This is a genomic window from Maritalea sp., from assembly GCF_047634455.1.
Lineage (GTDB): Bacteria > Pseudomonadota > Alphaproteobacteria > Rhizobiales > Devosiaceae > Maritalea.
The window spans coordinates 1-14,527 of sequence record NZ_JBLIAI010000066.1 but is presented as its reverse complement, the minus strand read 5'-3'; the positions used below and the strand labels follow the sequence as shown (position 1 = coordinate 14,527).

Sequence of the window (14,527 nt, the reverse complement as noted above, 5' to 3'; positions counted from 1 at the left end):
GACCGAGTTACCAATGTTTTTGTACAATAGTCCCGGCCGTTCGATCGTTGATATTAATATCGACACGATGGTGCGGTTGCGCAAAGCTTGCCCAAATATCGTCGGTGTAAAAGATGCAACGGCCGATATGGCGCGTATGTCATTGCAACGCCATTATTTGGACGACGATTTCGTTCACCTTACCGGCGACGATGCTTCTGCGCTTGGCTTCATGGCACATGGCGGACAGGGCTGTATTTCTGTGACGTCCAACATTGCACCTAAACTTTGCAATCAAATGCAGGAAGCTTGTTTGAGTGGCGACTTTGCTAAAGCCTTGGCTGTACAAGACAAACTCGCGCCGTTGCATACGGCTTTGTTCAAGGACCCCAATCCGGTGCCGGTGAAATATGTTGCGTCACTGCTTGGGCTATGTGAGTCAGATGTGCGCTTACCGCTCGTCTCGATTTCCCAAAGCACAAAAGCGGCCGTTGATGCGGCCCTTGAACATGCAGGTCTTGTGTAGGACCAAATGGCCGCAAAAAAAGTCAAAGACAAGGCAATATCGGGTTTGGTGGCTGAAAACCGCCGGGCCCGCTATGACTATGAGATACTAGATACCATCGAAGCTGGGATAATGTTGCAAGGCACCGAGGTGAAATCACTTCGCAACGGCAAAGCGCAGATAACTGAAAGCTATGCGACCCCAGAAAATGGTGAGATTTGGCTGATTAATGCCCATATCCCCGAATATTTACAAGCCAACCGCTTCAACCATAATGAGCGACGCAAACGCAAACTTCTTTTGTCCAAGAAAGAAATGAACCGCCTGATGGGCGCTGTTGAAAGACACGGCAACACGATTGTGCCTTTGAAACTGTATTTCAACGATCGTGGAATGGCGAAGGTGCTGATCGCTTTGGCAAAAGGCAAGCAAAGTCACGATAAACGCCAGACCGAGCGTGATCGGGATTGGGCCCGCCAAAAGTCTCGCGTGATGAAAGAGCATGGATAAGCCGACTAGCGGCCAACAATCTCTCTGACCCGTGCAAAAATATCTTCAAACATCTCTTCGGTCAGGCGGCCAGTGTTCGTGTTGTACCGCGAGCAATGGTAGCTATCGATCAACAAAGTGCCGTTGGGGAGCTGGTGTTCATTGCCGTGGCCAAACGGAAAGTCTTTTTTCTTCACGTCAAATACCGTCAAAAACGAGTTATGCGCGATGCCGCCAAGCGCAACAACGCATTGCACAGATTTGGTCTGGTCAATGGTGGCTCTCAGATATGGTCGGCAATTGTTGATCTCAGCACCGACGGGTTTGTTTTCCGGCGGAACGCAGCGCACCGCGTTCACAATAATGGCGTCTGTCAGCTCCAAGTCATCATCTGACCGCTTGTCATATTGCCCAACCGCAAAGTCAAACTTCACCAGCGTTTGATACAGTAAATCGCCAGCCCAGTCCCCAGTGAAGGGTCGACCAGTTCGGTTGGCCCCTTTTAGTCCGGGCGCAAGTCCGACAATCATTAATCGCGGGGAAGGGGCGCTCCAGTTCGGCACCGGCGCATTGTGCCAGTCAGGGAATTTTGCGCGCGCATCTTCACGATACGAAACAAGCCGTGGGCATAACTGACAGTCCATTGGCGGATTCGTATCGTGCAATTTGTTCAACAAACCTGAATTAGAGCAAGCTTAGCTAGCTGGCTCTGTTGTTGTTTTTGGCGTGTCGCGGCCCACAGATTTTACCAAGTCGGCAATATCCATAAAGTAATCGGCCTGGCGGCGAAGATCATCTGAAATCATCGGCGAGGCTGTTGCTTTTGTCGAAACAACGGTCACTTTTTTTCCACGTTTTTGCAACGCAGCAACAAGCGCTGTAAAGTCACCATCACCAGAAAACAGCACCAAATGATCGTAATGATCTGACAATTCTAGCGCATCGATGGTGATCTCGATGTCCATGTTGCCTTTAATTTTGCGCCGACCTTGAAAGTCCACAAATTCCTTGGCGGGCTTCGTCACAACCGTGTATCCATTATAATCCAGCCAGTCGATAAGGGGGCGAATGGAGGAATATTCTTGGTCTTCAACAAGCGCCGTATAATAATAGGCGCGCAAAAGGTAGGCTTGGCTCTGGAATTCAGCCAGCATACGACGGTAGTCTAACTCAGCGCCCAATGCCTTTGCGGTGGCATAAAGATTGGCACCGTCCATAAACAGGACAATTTTTTCACTCGGATCAAACATTCAGCAAATTTGCCTTACTCTTCATCTACAAACAAAATAAGTTTGCAGCTTTTGACATAAAATTACCACATGATTCGGTAAAAGCGTGCTCACGCCGCAAAGTGTAGCACCATTGGTACGCAAATCACACTACTTTGGTTCTGCGCCTTAATAGATCAATTCGCACGATTGTGTCGATAATGAATTGTTGAACAATGCGGAGCAAATTTGGCCCTTGTAATCATTTTTCCTTTGTTGTAAGCACGGCAGCCTGCACCTTTAGTTTTTGGAGAATTCACTTTGGCGCGTGTCACAGTTGAAGATTGTATTGAACGAATCCCAAATCGCTTTGAATTGGTATTGCTTGCTTCCCACCGCGCGCGGTTGGTTTCGTCTGGCGCCCCAATCACAGTTGATCGGGACAACGACAAAAACCCAGTGGTTGCGTTGCGCGAAATTGGCGATGGCACAATTTCACCCGGTGACCTCAAAGAGGATCTCATCCATTCGCTTCAAAAATATGTTGAAGTTGATGAGCCGGAAGCTGAAACTGCGCCACTCATTGAGAGCCGCAGCGACGATGATACGGGCATGGTTTTTGACACAATGAGTGAAGAAGAATTGCTTCGTGGTATCGAAGGTCTTGCGCCACCAGAGCGGCGCGACGATTAATCTTGCGCCAAATCGCAACATTCAGTTAGATTCAAGGCGTCGGTTTCGACGCCTTTTTCGTGAATCAACTCCATTTTTCTCAAACCCGGGGCAGCGCAAAATCCAATGATGCGTCAATATGAGCTGGTAGAGCTCGTACAAGCTTATAATCCAAATGCCAACGAAGCTTTGCTGAACAAAGCCTACGTTTATGGCATGCGCAAACATGGTTCCCAGTTTCGCGCTTCCGGCGATCCGTATTTCGCGCATCCACTTGAAGTTGCCGCGATCTTGACGGAATGGCACTTGGATGACGCAACGATTGCTGTGGCTTTGCTCCATGATACAATCGAAGACACGGATGCGACACGGGCTGAAATTGATCAGCTGTTCGGTCACGATATTGGCGCGATCGTTGATGGATTGACGAAAATTGATCGACTTAATCTAACCTCTCGAGAAGAGGCCCAAGCCGAAAACTTGCGAAAACTTTTGCTCGCAATCGCCGAGGATGTGCGCGTTCTTTTGGTCAAGCTGGCCGACCGATTGCACAACATGCGTACGCTGGAGTTTGTGCCTGAACATAAGCGCAAACGCGTCGCGCAGGAGACCATGGAGATCTATGCGCCCTTGGCTGGTCGCATGGGTATGCAGGATATGCGTTCGGAATTGGAAGACTTGTCTTTCAAAACGTTGCATCCAGAGCATTATGCAGCAATTTCTGATCGCCTTGCCGATTACCAAGAAGAAAATCGCAAGGTAGTTGATGAAATCCGGATGGAACTGGCCGCACGTTTTGTTGAAGAAGGCATATTGGCGGACGTTTCCACGCGGCTAAAAGCGCCCTTTTCAATATTTCGAAAGATGGAACGCAAATCCATTGGCCTTGAGCAACTTTCCGACATTATCGGGTTTCGCGTCGTCGTTGAAGATGTGGCGAAATGTTATCAAACGCTCGGCGTTGTGCACACGACGTGGTCTGTTGTGCCAGGTCGGTTCAAAGACTATATTTCTACGCCAAAGCAAAATGACTATCGATCAATCCATACAACGATTGTCGGACCGAGCCGTCAGCGCGTTGAATTGCAAATCCGCACCAAAGCGATGCACAAAATTGCAGAACTTGGGATTGCGGCGCATGCTCTTTATAAAGAGGGCATTTCTGGCGACATGAGCAGGCTGGAAAAAGAAAGCCGCGCTTACGGATGGCTGCGTTCAACCATCGCGCACCTTACTGAAGGTGACAATCCCGAAGAATTCTTGGAACATACAAAACTCGAATTGTTCCAAGACCAAGTGTTTTGTTTTACACCACGCGGCCGCCTTATTGCATTACCGCGCGGCGCCACATCTATTGATTTTGCGTATGCGGTGCATACAGATATTGGCGAGACGTGTGTGGGCTGCAAGATTAACGGCACGGTGATGCCGCTAAATACCCAGTTGCGAAATGGTGACGAAGTGGAAATTGTACGAGATCCATCTCACTTGCCGCCGCCAAACTGGGAGAATATTGCAATAACCGGCAAAGCGCGGGCGGCCATCCGACGCTCACTGCGACACGCCTCACAAGAACGCGCGCAAGTCCTTGGGCAGCAAATATTTGATGCCATTTTGGAACGCGAAGCGGTGGCGCTCGACAAAAATGAAACCGAACAATTGTTTGCAGCAGTGCATGTCAACAATCTGCGCTCTCTTTGCATTGCGCTTGGCGAAGCAACTGTTACAGGGGACGAACTGATCAAACAGATCGATATTTTGCGCGGCGCTGAAAAGGGCAAGAAACGCAAACCCTTCGATCTGCGGGTTGGTACATCAGCTGATGGCTGGTTTTCCTTGGCGCAAGCACCCGGGTTTAAATTTCGTGTACCTGGCGGGCAAAACTTGCCCGACAGTGTGTCCCTGACTTTCTCCAGCCTTGATTTTGCAACGCCCGTTATCATTGCGGCGGAAGGTGTGCTGCCTGGCGACCGATTGGTTGGTATTCTAACAAACGACCGCACGCTAGCAATCTATCCAATTGCGTCGGAGGCATTGCTTGCCCATCATGAGCAAGAGGTTTTGTGGGTTGATGTTTTGTGGGATTTAACAAATGACGATAAAACAAGTTATCGCGCGGTTTTAGCGGTCCAATCTGTCAACAAACCCGGCATACTTGCGCAAGTAACATCGGCGATTGCGGCAACTGGTGCCAACATTTCAAATTTGCTTTCACGCTCCGCCGCGGTCGATTTCAATGAAATGCTGTTTGAGTTGGAACTGACAGATATCAGCCAATTGAACGATGTAATCGCAACATTAATGCGGATCGTGGGCGTCGCAAAAGCCGTGCGCGCTTCTTCAGCGCAGGCTGAAATTATTCAAAATATGAGCAAACAATATCAACAGCTTGAGCAGGGAGAATAGAGGATGAACAAAGAGGAAGTGCTGGATGTATTTCGGTCTTGCGGTGCAATTCTGGAGGGACATTTCATTCTGTCTTCTGGGCTACGTTCGCCAACATTCTTACAAAAGCAACGTGTGTTCATGCACGCAGAAAAAGCTGAACTATTGTGCAAAGCACTTGCGCAGAAAATCATCGCTCAGGGTTTTGGGGATGTTTCGCAAATTGTGTCGCCCGCAATTGGCGGCATTATTCCCGGTTATGAGACCTCAAGGCATCTTAAAAAACCGGCCATTTTTACCGAACGTGTGAATGGCAAATTCGAATTGCGCCGTGGATTTGAAATCCAACCAGGTGAAAAAGTGATTGTGGTTGAAGATATTGTATCGACCGGGCTTTCCATTAGAGAGTGTGTGGATTGCCTGAAAGAATTAGGCGCAGACGTCGTCGCTGCCGCTTGCCTGGTGGACCGCTCTGATGGCGAAGCGGATGTTGGTGTGCCTTTGGTTGCACTTACAGGGTTCAAAGTCCCCGCATATTCACCCGACGAGTTGCCACCAGAATTGGCAGCAATACCGGCGATAAAACCGGGCAGCAGAGGACTAAAATAGGGTAGCGCGCAGTGATTATTGGAATAGGAAACGACATTTGTGAGATCGCGCGGGTTGAGAAAACCCTTGCGCGCCATGGCGAGCGTTTCACCAATCGCTGCTTCACCGAGATTGAGCGCAAAAAATCTGATCGGCGCAAGCAAAGGGCTGCGAGTTACGCCAAAAGGTTTGCCGCAAAAGAAGCTTGTGCAAAGGCGCTGGGCACGGGCATGTCACGTGGGGTGTTTTGGAAAGATATAGGTGTGATCAATTTGCCATCTGGCAAACCCACCATTAATCTGCAAAATGGCGCGCGCAAAGCATTGGATCGGCTTGTACCCGATGGACATGATGTCCATATCCACATCACAATTACAGATGATAATGGCCTGGCGCAGGCGTTCGTTATCATCGAAGCTATTGCAGTTTAGGCGTTTTGCGCCGATAAGACGCCAAACAAAGACGAGATTGTAGGATTTAATGGCCGGAAAAACCAAATCGAAACCCAGTGCAAACGGGAAACCCACAGTCAAAAATGATATATGGGAAACCGTAGTCGTTTTGTTCCAAGCGCTTTTGATTGCCCTTGTGTTCAGAAGTTTACTGTTTCAACCATTCTCGATACCCACCGCATCGCTGCAATCTAATTTGCTGATTGGTGACTATATTTTGACATCGAAATACACCTATGGATATAGCAAATATTCATTCTCGCCATTCGAGTTTTTGCCAATCAATGGCCGCATTTTTGGGCGTGCACCAGAACAGGGCGAAATTGCCGTTTTCCGCCCAGTACCGCAAAATGTGGACTATGTGAAGCGGGTAGTTGGTCTGCCAGGTGACACAATTCAAATGAAGAATGGTGTGCTGAATATCAATGGAACGGCAGTCAAAAAAGAGCGTGTCGGCACCAAAATAGATACAGACAGCTATGGCACCTCGATCCCTGTGATCCTATATCGCGAAACCTTGCCAAATGGTGCGAGTTACATTGTTCAGGAGATTTCTGACAATCAAGCACTTGATAATACTGCTGAATATGTGGTTCCGGATGGGCATTTTTTCATGATGGGCGACAACCGGGACAGGTCTGCGGACAGTCGTGTGCTTCGGTCAGTTGGCTATGTGCCTTTAGAGAACTTTATCGGCAAGGCCGAGGTGCGCTTCTTCTCCATCAAAGATAATATCAATCCTTGGCAAATCTGGCGTTGGCCTGGCAACGTTCGTCTGGAGCGTATGTTCCAATCTGTTTATCAATGAGCAAACAAGATCGCGCCATAAGCGAATTGGAAGCCAGAATTGGCTATCAATTCAAAGACCCATCCATGTTGCAAAGGGCGGTTACGCATTCGAGCGCAATCGCCCCCACGAAGCGAACAAAAGAATCTTACCAACGGCTGGAGTTTTTGGGCGACCGCGTGTTGGGACTTGTGGTTGCCGATAGATTGTTGCGCGACAATATTGGTGCAAACGAAGGCGGCTTGTCCCGAGCATTGAATGCAGTTGTGCGCAAGGAAAGCTGCGCGGAAGTCGCCCGCACGCTCGAAGTGGGAAAGGCCATCATTCTTGGGCAAAGTGAAGCCAAAACAGGTGGCGCGAGCAAAGAAGCCATATTGGGCGATGTTTGCGAGGCCATAATTGGCGCGCTATATGTTGATGGCGGTCTGGAAACGGCGCGAATATTCATTGAAACGCGGTTTGTAAAATTCATAAAGGCCGGGACTGACGGCCGCGGCGATGCAAAAACCAGTCTGCAAGAATGGGCGCAGTCGCGTGGATTGAGTTTGCCTCAATATGTGGAAGTGGCGCGTGAAGGCCCCGACCATGCACCCGAATTCACGATTGAAGTGCGCATTGATAAACACGCCCCAGAGCAGTCTGAAGGCAAGTCAAAGAAATTTGCCGAGCATGAAGCCGCCACCAAGTTTTTGGTGCGCGAAGGCATTTGGAGTGAAGATGACGAATAGTCAGAACAATGAAATCGAAAAGCTAGACACCAAATGCGGTTTTGTGGCGCTTGTTGGCGCACCAAATGCCGGTAAATCCACATTACTCAATGCGCTGGTTGGTACCAAAGTATCTATTGTGACGCATAAGGCGCAAACCACGCGCGCCCAAGTTCGTGGCGTTGTGACGCTTGAAAAAGAGCAAATCATATTCGTCGATACGCCTGGCATTTTTAAGCCCAAACGACGCCTAGACCGTGCAATGGTCCACTCTGCTTGGAGCGGGGTTGGTGATGCTGATCTGGTGGCGTTGATTGTTGACGCCAAGCGGGGGCTTGTTGACGAAGTTGAGCGCCTTATCGAAGGGCTTGAGAATTATAAACAGCGCAAAGTGCTGGTGTTGAATAAGATCGATCAGGTTGAACGCTCAAAACTGTTGGAATTGGCAAAAACGATCAACGATAAAATTGGGTTCGAACAAACCTTTATGGTTTCAGCGCTCAACGGCGATGGGGTCAAAGACTTTGTTGCATATTGTGCCGACCAAATGCCGATTGATCATTGGCACTTCCCAGAGGATCACCTGACTGACCTCACTATGGCATTGACCGCAGCGGAGGTAACGCGCGAAAAGTTATTCCTGCGTATCCACGAAGAAATTCCTTATGGCGCGACGGTGGAAACCGAGAGCTTCAAGACCCAAAAAGACGGCTCCTACCGTATCCAGCAAGTGATCTATGTGGCGCGCGATGGCCATAAAATGATCGTGTTGGGCAAAAATGGCCGGGCCATTAAGACAATTGGCGAAGAATCACGCAAAGAACTATGCGAAATGTTCGATACAAAAGTACATTTGTTCTTGTTCGTGAAGGTGCGTGAAAAGTGGGCCGATGATCCATCACGCTATCGCGAAATGGGGCTTGAGTTTCCCAAATAGGCAAATCAAATGGAATGGCGGGATCAAGGTCTGATTATTGGCACACGAAAGCACGGCGAAAACGCCGTGATCATCGAAGCCATGACTACAAAGCACGGCCGTCATCTAGGACTTGTGCGCGGTGGTCGTTCAAGGCGGTTCGCGGCGATTTTGCAGCCCGGAAACACTGTAGAATTGAATTGGCGCGCACGCTTGGAAGATCATTTGGGTGCATTTTCGGTCGAAGCAATATCACTTCGAGCCGCAGCGTTGATGCAAAGTCGCGATCGGTTGTCGCTCAGCCAACTCATCTGTGAGCATCTTAGAGTGTTGCCCGAACGAGACCCGCATCCCCGCTTGCTTGCCGAAGCAAACGCCATGCATGACAATGAAGCGGATGGATACCCATTAGGTTGCGCACTGGCCAGTTTTGAGATGCGTTTATTGAATGAGTTAGGTTTTGGCATAGATGTCGCCAGTTGCGCGTTGACTGGTGAGCAAACCGGCCTAGCGTATATTTCGCCGAAAACCGGGCGGGCAGTTACTGCCGAAGCGGCACAACCCTATCTTTCCAAGTTGATGCGGCTGCCGCACATGTTTGGCGGTGCGCTCGATTTAAGCGAAAAGGACGAGGTGGAAGCAGCCTTCAGCCTAACTGAGCACTTTTTAAACATGCATATTTGGCTTCCGCGTCAATTATCCCCACCTTCTATGCGTGAACGGCTGATAATTTCCCTGTGTAAAGCGCTATAATCGACAAGTTGATTCGATAGTCACTAAAACCAAATTTACGACCGACGAGGCACTGCAATGGGCCAACAACTGCCCCCAGACGATAGCGGCGACCTGCCAATTTTAAATCTGCGTTCAGCATTGGAAGAACGCTATTTGAATTATGCGTTGTCAACGATTACACAACGGGCCTTGCCTGACGTGCGCGATGGGCTAAAACCTGTGCACCGTCGGATTTTGCATGCGATGCGCTTGCTCAAGCTTGAACCGGGGCAGGGCTACAAGAAGTCATCGCGGGTTGTTGGTGACGTGATTGGTAAATTTCACCCGCACGGAGACCAGTCGGTCTACGACGCGCTGGTTCGCCTGGCACAAGATTTTGCGGTTCGTTACCCACTTGCAGATGGGCAAGGCAATTTTGGCAATATTGATGGTGATAGCGCTGCTGCAATGCGGTACACCGAAGCGCGCCTGACGGACGTCGCCGCGCGTCTGCTTGAAGGTATCACCGAAGATGCGGTGGACTTCCGCGACACTTATGATGGTGAAGATGAAGAACCCATCGTTCTGCCCGCAAACTTTCCCAATCTCTTAGCAAACGGGTCGAACGGCATTGCTGTGGGCATGGCCACGTCCATTCCCCCCCACAATGTTGCTGAACTGTGTGATGCCGCATTACACCTGATCAAAACGCCAAATGCGCGCACTGAAACGCTCGTGAATTACGTCAAGGGTCCCGATTTTCCCACAGGTGGGATTTTGGTGGATGACGAAGCATCGATCATCGCGGCCTATGAGACGGGACGCGGCGCATTTCGCTGTCGCGCGCGCTGGACTACTGAAGACACCGGGCGCGGTGGTTATCAGATTGTGGTGACAGAAATTCCTTATCAAGTGCCAAAAGCCCGCCTGATTGAGAAAATCGCGGATTTGTTGATCGCCAAAAGATTGCCGTTGTTGCGCGATGTTCGCGATGAATCCGATGAAAACGTCCGCGTGGTTTTTGAGCCGAAAACACGCACGGTTGATCCTGTTCTTTTGATGGAATCATTATTCAAACTCACTGACCTTGAGAGCAGAATATCTCTCAACCTCAACGTCTTGACGAAAGGCGCAGTACCAAAAGTCCTCGGCCTTGGCGATACGTTGCGTGAATGGCTTGAGCACCGCAAAGAGGTGTTGGTTCGCCGATCAAACCATAGGTTGCGCCACATTGAGCATCGGCTCAATGTCTTGGGCGGCTATTTAATTGCTTACCTCAACCTTGATGAAGTTATCCGCATCATCCGGGAAGAAGACAATGCCAAACAGTCTTTGATGGCGGCATTCAACTTGAATGACGTTCAGGCTGAAGCCATCCTCAATATGCGGTTGCGCGCTTTGCGTAAGCTCGAAGAAGTTGAAATTCGCACAGAGTTTGACAACCTCACCGGCGAGAAAATTGATATTGAGGGATTGCTTGCCTCTGAGCCTAAGCAATGGGATGTCATTTCCTACGAAATCAAAGACCTCAAAAAAGCATACGGTCAGGATACAATTCTCGGGAAACGCCGCACCACCTTTGAAACAGCACCCGTCGCAAACTTCGAAGACATCCAAACCGCGATGATTGAACGTGAGCCAGTGACAATCATATTGTCCGAAAAAGGCTGGATTCGTGCCCTTAAGGGCCACACGAGTGATGTGGACGGACAAGTCTTTAAAACTGACGACAAGTTGAAAAAATGGTGTCACGCCCAAACGACGGATAAGGTTTTGCTGGTTGCCACCAACGGTAAAGTCTTCACATTACTGGCAGATAAACTACCTGGCGGACGCGGGCACGGCGAACCAGTTCGCATTCTAATTGACTTAGAAGAAGGGGCGGACATCCTTGATATATGTGTCCACGTGCCCGGCACAAAACGTTTGATTGCCTCAAATATTGGCAACGGCTTTATCGTTGAAGAAGACGCTATGGTTGCGAACACGCGCAAGGGTAAGCAGGTGCTCAACGTCTCAGGTGATCAAGAAGCCAAGATTTTTGTCCATGCTGACGGCGACATGGTGGCCGTGATTGGGCAAAATCGCCGGCTTTTGGTGTTCCCAAGTGATCAGTTGCCAGAAATGGGCCGCGGTAAAGGTGTGCGTCTGCAACGCTATAAAGATGGTGGCGTTTCTGACGTCAAACTGTTCAATAATGCAGATGGGTTGACGTGGACAGATAGCTCTGGCCGCACCTATTCAAAACCATCAGGCGAGTTGATTGAATGGCTTGGTGAACGTGCGCAAGCAGGCCGACAGCCCCCCACAGGCTTTCCGCGTAATAACAAATTCAAAGGCTAGTTGCTCGGGTCTTTGCCCACGGCAAAGTCGACGACCAGTGGAAAATGATCAGAGCCGCCATTCTGCCCGCGAAAGGGAACGCCGGTTACAACATTGCCACGCGAGAGTATGTGATCCAGTTGTAGCCACGCTGGCATATCGAATGGGTATGTCGGTGGGGCGGGCCAAGTCGGCATCAACCAAACTGCGCGCCGCATGCCAGATTTGCGAACGAGACTTTTGAACGCGTAAGAAAATGGCGTTGAATTGAAGTCGCCGCCAAATAGCATTGGTCCGTCAATGCCATTCAGCGCATCAACCACAACCTGCATCTGTGCGTTTTGTCTTTCAGCAGGAATTGGCCAATCAAAATGGGTAGTTACAACATTGAACGGAATCTCGTCTTGAACTTCAACTGCAATGATTGAGGTGCGCTGTTCGGCACTGATTGAATCAATGCAATTATGGACGCTCAGTTTTTTTAAGGGGTACTTCGAATAGACGCCTAGGAACGATCTTTTACCGCCCTGACAATGAACGCTGTATGGCATGAGCTTTGACAAGCGCTCTTCCAATCCCTCGCGGTGCCAACGCCAATATTCTTGAATGAGCAAAACATCAGGATCTTGCTCTTTTACACTTTGAAAAAGCCCCTCTAAGTCTTCGTTCTTCGCGTAGATATTGAATGTCATCAAACGGCGGCTCGTGTCAGACTGTTGAATGCGAACAGGCTTGTAGGTGAAGGCGCCAATAAACTCGGGAATAATCACCAGACTTGAAGCGACAAACCCTATTGCACAAACGCTCAACACGAGCCCGCGAAAAGGCTGGCGCCGCGCAAAAATGGCGCTGACCAAAAACAGCACCAAACTGATCGGAAAAATAATTGGTTGAAAGTGATTAAAAGCGTCTAATGGCCACAGAGCGAATGCCAAAAAACCCGCAATTGCGCTCAGCGAAACGAAAAAAACACCGCTTGCGAAAATGAACTTGGTAATGGACAGTAGGCCTTGACTTTTCACGTGCTATTTATCTCGTTCCGGCCCGACTTGGGCGTCATCCAGCTGTTGCCATTGATCGCCGTTTCCAAGAACTTCCAACGGTTTAAACGAGCTTTTATATGCCATTTTGGGCGAATCTTTGACCCAGTATCCTAAATATAGATACGGCAGTCCAGCGGCGCGGGCGCGTTCGATTTGGTCCAGCACCATGTATTTTCCCAAGCTTCGTCTGGGCTGGTCCTTTTCAAAGAAGCTATAAACCATCGAAATGCCGTCTGGTAGAATATCTGTCAATGCAACGGCCAGCAGTCTGCCCGGCTTTTCATCTAGTGGCGTACGCTCGCGGTATTCAACCACCACCGATTGAACGGGTGTATCTTCAACCATGAACTCATAGTCCAGATGCGACATTTCTGACATGCCGCCATTGCGGTGCCTGTCTTTCAAATATCGTTTGAACAGCAAATACTGTTCTTGCGTAGCATGGGGAAAAACGTCGGTACTGACGATGTCGAGATTTTTGCGCCAAATGCGCCGTTGATTAGAGCTTTGCTCAAATCTACCAACCAAAACGCGGGCTGACATACACGCCTGGCAGCCTTCGCAGGCAGGGCGATACGCTATATTTTGACTTCGGCGGAACCCATGTTTACTGAGCATATTGTGCAAATCAGCACTTCGTTTGCCTGCCAAATGAGTGAATAATTTGCGCTCATGTCGTTCTGGCAAATAGGGACACGCCGTTTCGGCGGTTAAATAAAACTGCAAGTCTGAAGGACTGTGTTCGGTCATATCCGTTCGCTGATCAACATATCGACCATCCCTATCGGCAACTCATTTAAGCGAGTTTAGACCCCATAGTACCATGGTGCAACAATGCTGAATGTAACCCAAACGATTAAAATGAGTGGCACACCTGCAATGAAGTAGTGTTTGAAGCGATAATGACCTGGCCCCATCACCAAAAGATTGGTTTGATAGCCGATGGGTGAGGCAAATGATGCATTGGCACCCAAAATGACGGCGACAACAAATGGCAATGGATCAACGCCCAGGCTCTGCGCTGTCGAAATGGCGATTGGTGTGAACAAAACAGCCGTCGCATTATTGCTCAACACGTTTGTGAGAATGGCCACGACAATAAAAATGATGGCCATCACGATGGATGGAGAGACATTGCCAAGACTGCCCACGGCCCAGTCAGCCAGCATTTGCGCGCCTCCAGTTGCTTCGAGCGCACCGGACATTGCAATGGCTGAGCCAACAAGCAGAATGATACGTCTGTCGATTGCGCGTGTCGCTTGGCGTATATTCAAGCAACCCATAGCCAGCATGCCAAATGCGCCTGCAATTGCCGCAAATACAATCGGCACGAACCCGGTTGCAATGGCAATTACTGTTGCAAGAAACACCAGCTGGGCGCGTAGCGCAAAGCGGTGAGGGCGCAACTCTGATGCGCTCCACTCGATCACCACAATGTCTTGCAAACCACGCATCTTGTTGATCCGGTCCGCCGGACCTGCGATCAAAAGCACATCACCTGCTTCAAGACGAATATCAGACAGCGACTCCCGCGGCATGCGGCTGCGGCGTTCAACCCCGAGAATTAAACAACCATGTTGGGCAAGAAAGCCGCGTTGGTCGACCCCATTATTGATGAGGCGTGAGCCAGGTTGCACAAGCGCTTCACACATCACAACACCATGATCTGGCGTGCCTTCATCCGAACCCGGTTGGATTGGGTTGTCAAAAGCGCGCCAAAGTTTAAGGGATTCAGTCAGCTTGTCACGTGTCGCGGCTAA

Annotated in this window: 16 protein-coding genes; 11 read left to right on the top strand and 5 right to left on the bottom strand. The window is 49.7% G+C overall.

Annotated elements, in window-relative coordinates:
* On the top strand, positions 1 to 505 hold a 505-nt coding region (locus ACJAZW_RS13225), incomplete at its 5' end, for a dihydrodipicolinate synthase family protein (RefSeq protein WP_415158863.1).
* A 6-nt stretch (positions 506 to 511) separates the two neighbouring features.
* Positions 512 to 994 (top strand): SsrA-binding protein SmpB, encoded by a 483-nt coding sequence (gene smpB, locus ACJAZW_RS13220; RefSeq protein WP_415158861.1) that lies wholly within the window; start codon positions 512 to 514, stop codon positions 992 to 994.
* Positions 995 to 999: 5 nt separating this feature from the next.
* On the opposite strand, the gene ACJAZW_RS13215 is transcribed toward smpB, so the two are convergent.
* Both ACJAZW_RS13215 and ACJAZW_RS13210 read right to left on the bottom strand, forming a co-directional pair.
* The gene (locus ACJAZW_RS13215; RefSeq protein ID WP_415158859.1) at positions 1,000 to 1,617 is read right to left on the bottom strand and encodes a uracil-DNA glycosylase; all 618 of its coding nucleotides are present in this window, start codon (positions 1,615 to 1,617) and stop codon (positions 1,000 to 1,002) included.
* 51 nt (positions 1,618 to 1,668) lie between these two features.
* Positions 1,669 to 2,223, bottom strand: coding sequence for an NYN domain-containing protein (locus ACJAZW_RS13210; protein WP_415158857.1), 555 nt, complete (start codon positions 2,221 to 2,223; stop codon positions 1,669 to 1,671).
* Between the two features lie 279 nt (positions 2,224 to 2,502).
* Between ACJAZW_RS13210 and rpoZ the strand changes: the two genes are divergently transcribed.
* The 9 genes from rpoZ to parC all read left to right on the top strand — a co-directional run bounded on the left by rpoZ (position 2,503) and on the right by parC (position 11,745).
* Entirely contained in the window at positions 2,503 to 2,874 is a 372-nt protein-coding gene (rpoZ, locus tag ACJAZW_RS13205; protein WP_415158855.1) for a DNA-directed RNA polymerase subunit omega, read from the top strand.
* A gap of 105 nt (positions 2,875 to 2,979) precedes the next feature.
* On the top strand, positions 2,980 to 5,259 hold the full coding sequence (locus ACJAZW_RS13200; RefSeq protein WP_415158853.1) for a RelA/SpoT family protein: 2,280 nt from the start codon (positions 2,980 to 2,982) through the stop codon (positions 5,257 to 5,259).
* A gap of 3 nt (positions 5,260 to 5,262) precedes the next feature.
* Entirely contained in the window at positions 5,263 to 5,847 is a 585-nt protein-coding gene (pyrE, locus tag ACJAZW_RS13195) for an orotate phosphoribosyltransferase (protein ID WP_415158851.1), read from the top strand.
* Between the two features lie 11 nt (positions 5,848 to 5,858).
* Positions 5,859 to 6,257, top strand: coding sequence for a holo-ACP synthase (acpS, locus tag ACJAZW_RS13190; protein WP_415158849.1), 399 nt, complete (start codon positions 5,859 to 5,861; stop codon positions 6,255 to 6,257).
* A gap of 49 nt (positions 6,258 to 6,306) precedes the next feature.
* Entirely contained in the window at positions 6,307 to 7,086 is a 780-nt protein-coding gene (lepB, locus tag ACJAZW_RS13185) for a signal peptidase I (protein ID WP_415158847.1), read from the top strand.
* Complete coding sequence (gene rnc, locus ACJAZW_RS13180; protein WP_415158845.1) at positions 7,083 to 7,793, top strand: ribonuclease III; 711 nt, start codon at positions 7,083 to 7,085, stop codon at positions 7,791 to 7,793. Before lepB ends, rnc begins: the two co-directional genes overlap by 4 nt.
* Positions 7,783 to 8,709, top strand: coding sequence for a GTPase Era (gene era, locus ACJAZW_RS13175; protein WP_415158843.1), 927 nt, complete (start codon positions 7,783 to 7,785; stop codon positions 8,707 to 8,709). The genes rnc and era overlap by 11 nt, the downstream gene beginning before the upstream one ends.
* A gap of 9 nt (positions 8,710 to 8,718) precedes the next feature.
* Entirely contained in the window at positions 8,719 to 9,441 is a 723-nt protein-coding gene (recO, locus tag ACJAZW_RS13170; RefSeq protein ID WP_415158841.1) for a DNA repair protein RecO, read from the top strand.
* A gap of 57 nt (positions 9,442 to 9,498) precedes the next feature.
* Positions 9,499 to 11,745: a DNA topoisomerase IV subunit A gene (gene parC / locus ACJAZW_RS13165; protein ID WP_415158839.1), complete on the top strand. Its 2,247-nt coding sequence runs from the start codon at positions 9,499 to 9,501 to the stop codon at positions 11,743 to 11,745.
* Here the strand turns inward: parC and ACJAZW_RS13160 are convergent.
* The 3 genes from ACJAZW_RS13160 to ACJAZW_RS13150 all read right to left on the bottom strand — a co-directional run.
* A complete protein-coding gene (locus ACJAZW_RS13160) occupies positions 11,742 to 12,746 on the bottom strand; it encodes an endonuclease/exonuclease/phosphatase family protein (RefSeq protein WP_415158837.1) in 1,005 nt (334 codons plus the stop codon). The two genes, parC and ACJAZW_RS13160, sit on opposite strands and share 4 nt — an antisense overlap.
* Before the next feature lie 3 nt (positions 12,747 to 12,749).
* A complete protein-coding gene (locus tag ACJAZW_RS13155; RefSeq protein WP_415158835.1) occupies positions 12,750 to 13,517 on the bottom strand; it encodes an arginyltransferase in 768 nt (255 codons plus the stop codon).
* A gap of 56 nt (positions 13,518 to 13,573) precedes the next feature.
* Positions 13,574 to 14,527 (bottom strand): SLC13 family permease (locus tag ACJAZW_RS13150; protein WP_415158833.1); only part of this gene is annotated, 954 nt, incomplete at its 5' end.

Coding starts and splice junctions, on each gene's coding strand:
- smpB (WP_415158861.1), top strand. CDS start 512: ATGGCCGCAAAAAAAGTCAAAGACAAGGCAATATCGGGTTTGGTGGCT.
- ACJAZW_RS13215 (WP_415158859.1), bottom strand. CDS start 1,617: ATGGACTGTCAGTTATGCCCACGGCTTGTTTCGTATCGTGAAGATGCG.
- ACJAZW_RS13210 (WP_415158857.1), bottom strand. CDS start 2,223: ATGTTTGATCCGAGTGAAAAAATTGTCCTGTTTATGGACGGTGCCAAT.
- ACJAZW_RS13200 (WP_415158853.1), top strand. CDS start 2,980: ATGATGCGTCAATATGAGCTGGTAGAGCTCGTACAAGCTTATAATCCA.
- pyrE (WP_415158851.1), top strand. CDS start 5,263: ATGAACAAAGAGGAAGTGCTGGATGTATTTCGGTCTTGCGGTGCAATT.
- lepB (WP_415158847.1), top strand. CDS start 6,307: ATGGCCGGAAAAACCAAATCGAAACCCAGTGCAAACGGGAAACCCACA.
- rnc (WP_415158845.1), top strand. CDS start 7,083: ATGAGCAAACAAGATCGCGCCATAAGCGAATTGGAAGCCAGAATTGGC.
- era (WP_415158843.1), top strand. CDS start 7,783: ATGACGAATAGTCAGAACAATGAAATCGAAAAGCTAGACACCAAATGC.
- recO (WP_415158841.1), top strand. CDS start 8,719: ATGGAATGGCGGGATCAAGGTCTGATTATTGGCACACGAAAGCACGGC.
- parC (WP_415158839.1), top strand. CDS start 9,499: ATGGGCCAACAACTGCCCCCAGACGATAGCGGCGACCTGCCAATTTTA.
- ACJAZW_RS13155 (WP_415158835.1), bottom strand. CDS start 13,517: ATGACCGAACACAGTCCTTCAGACTTGCAGTTTTATTTAACCGCCGAA.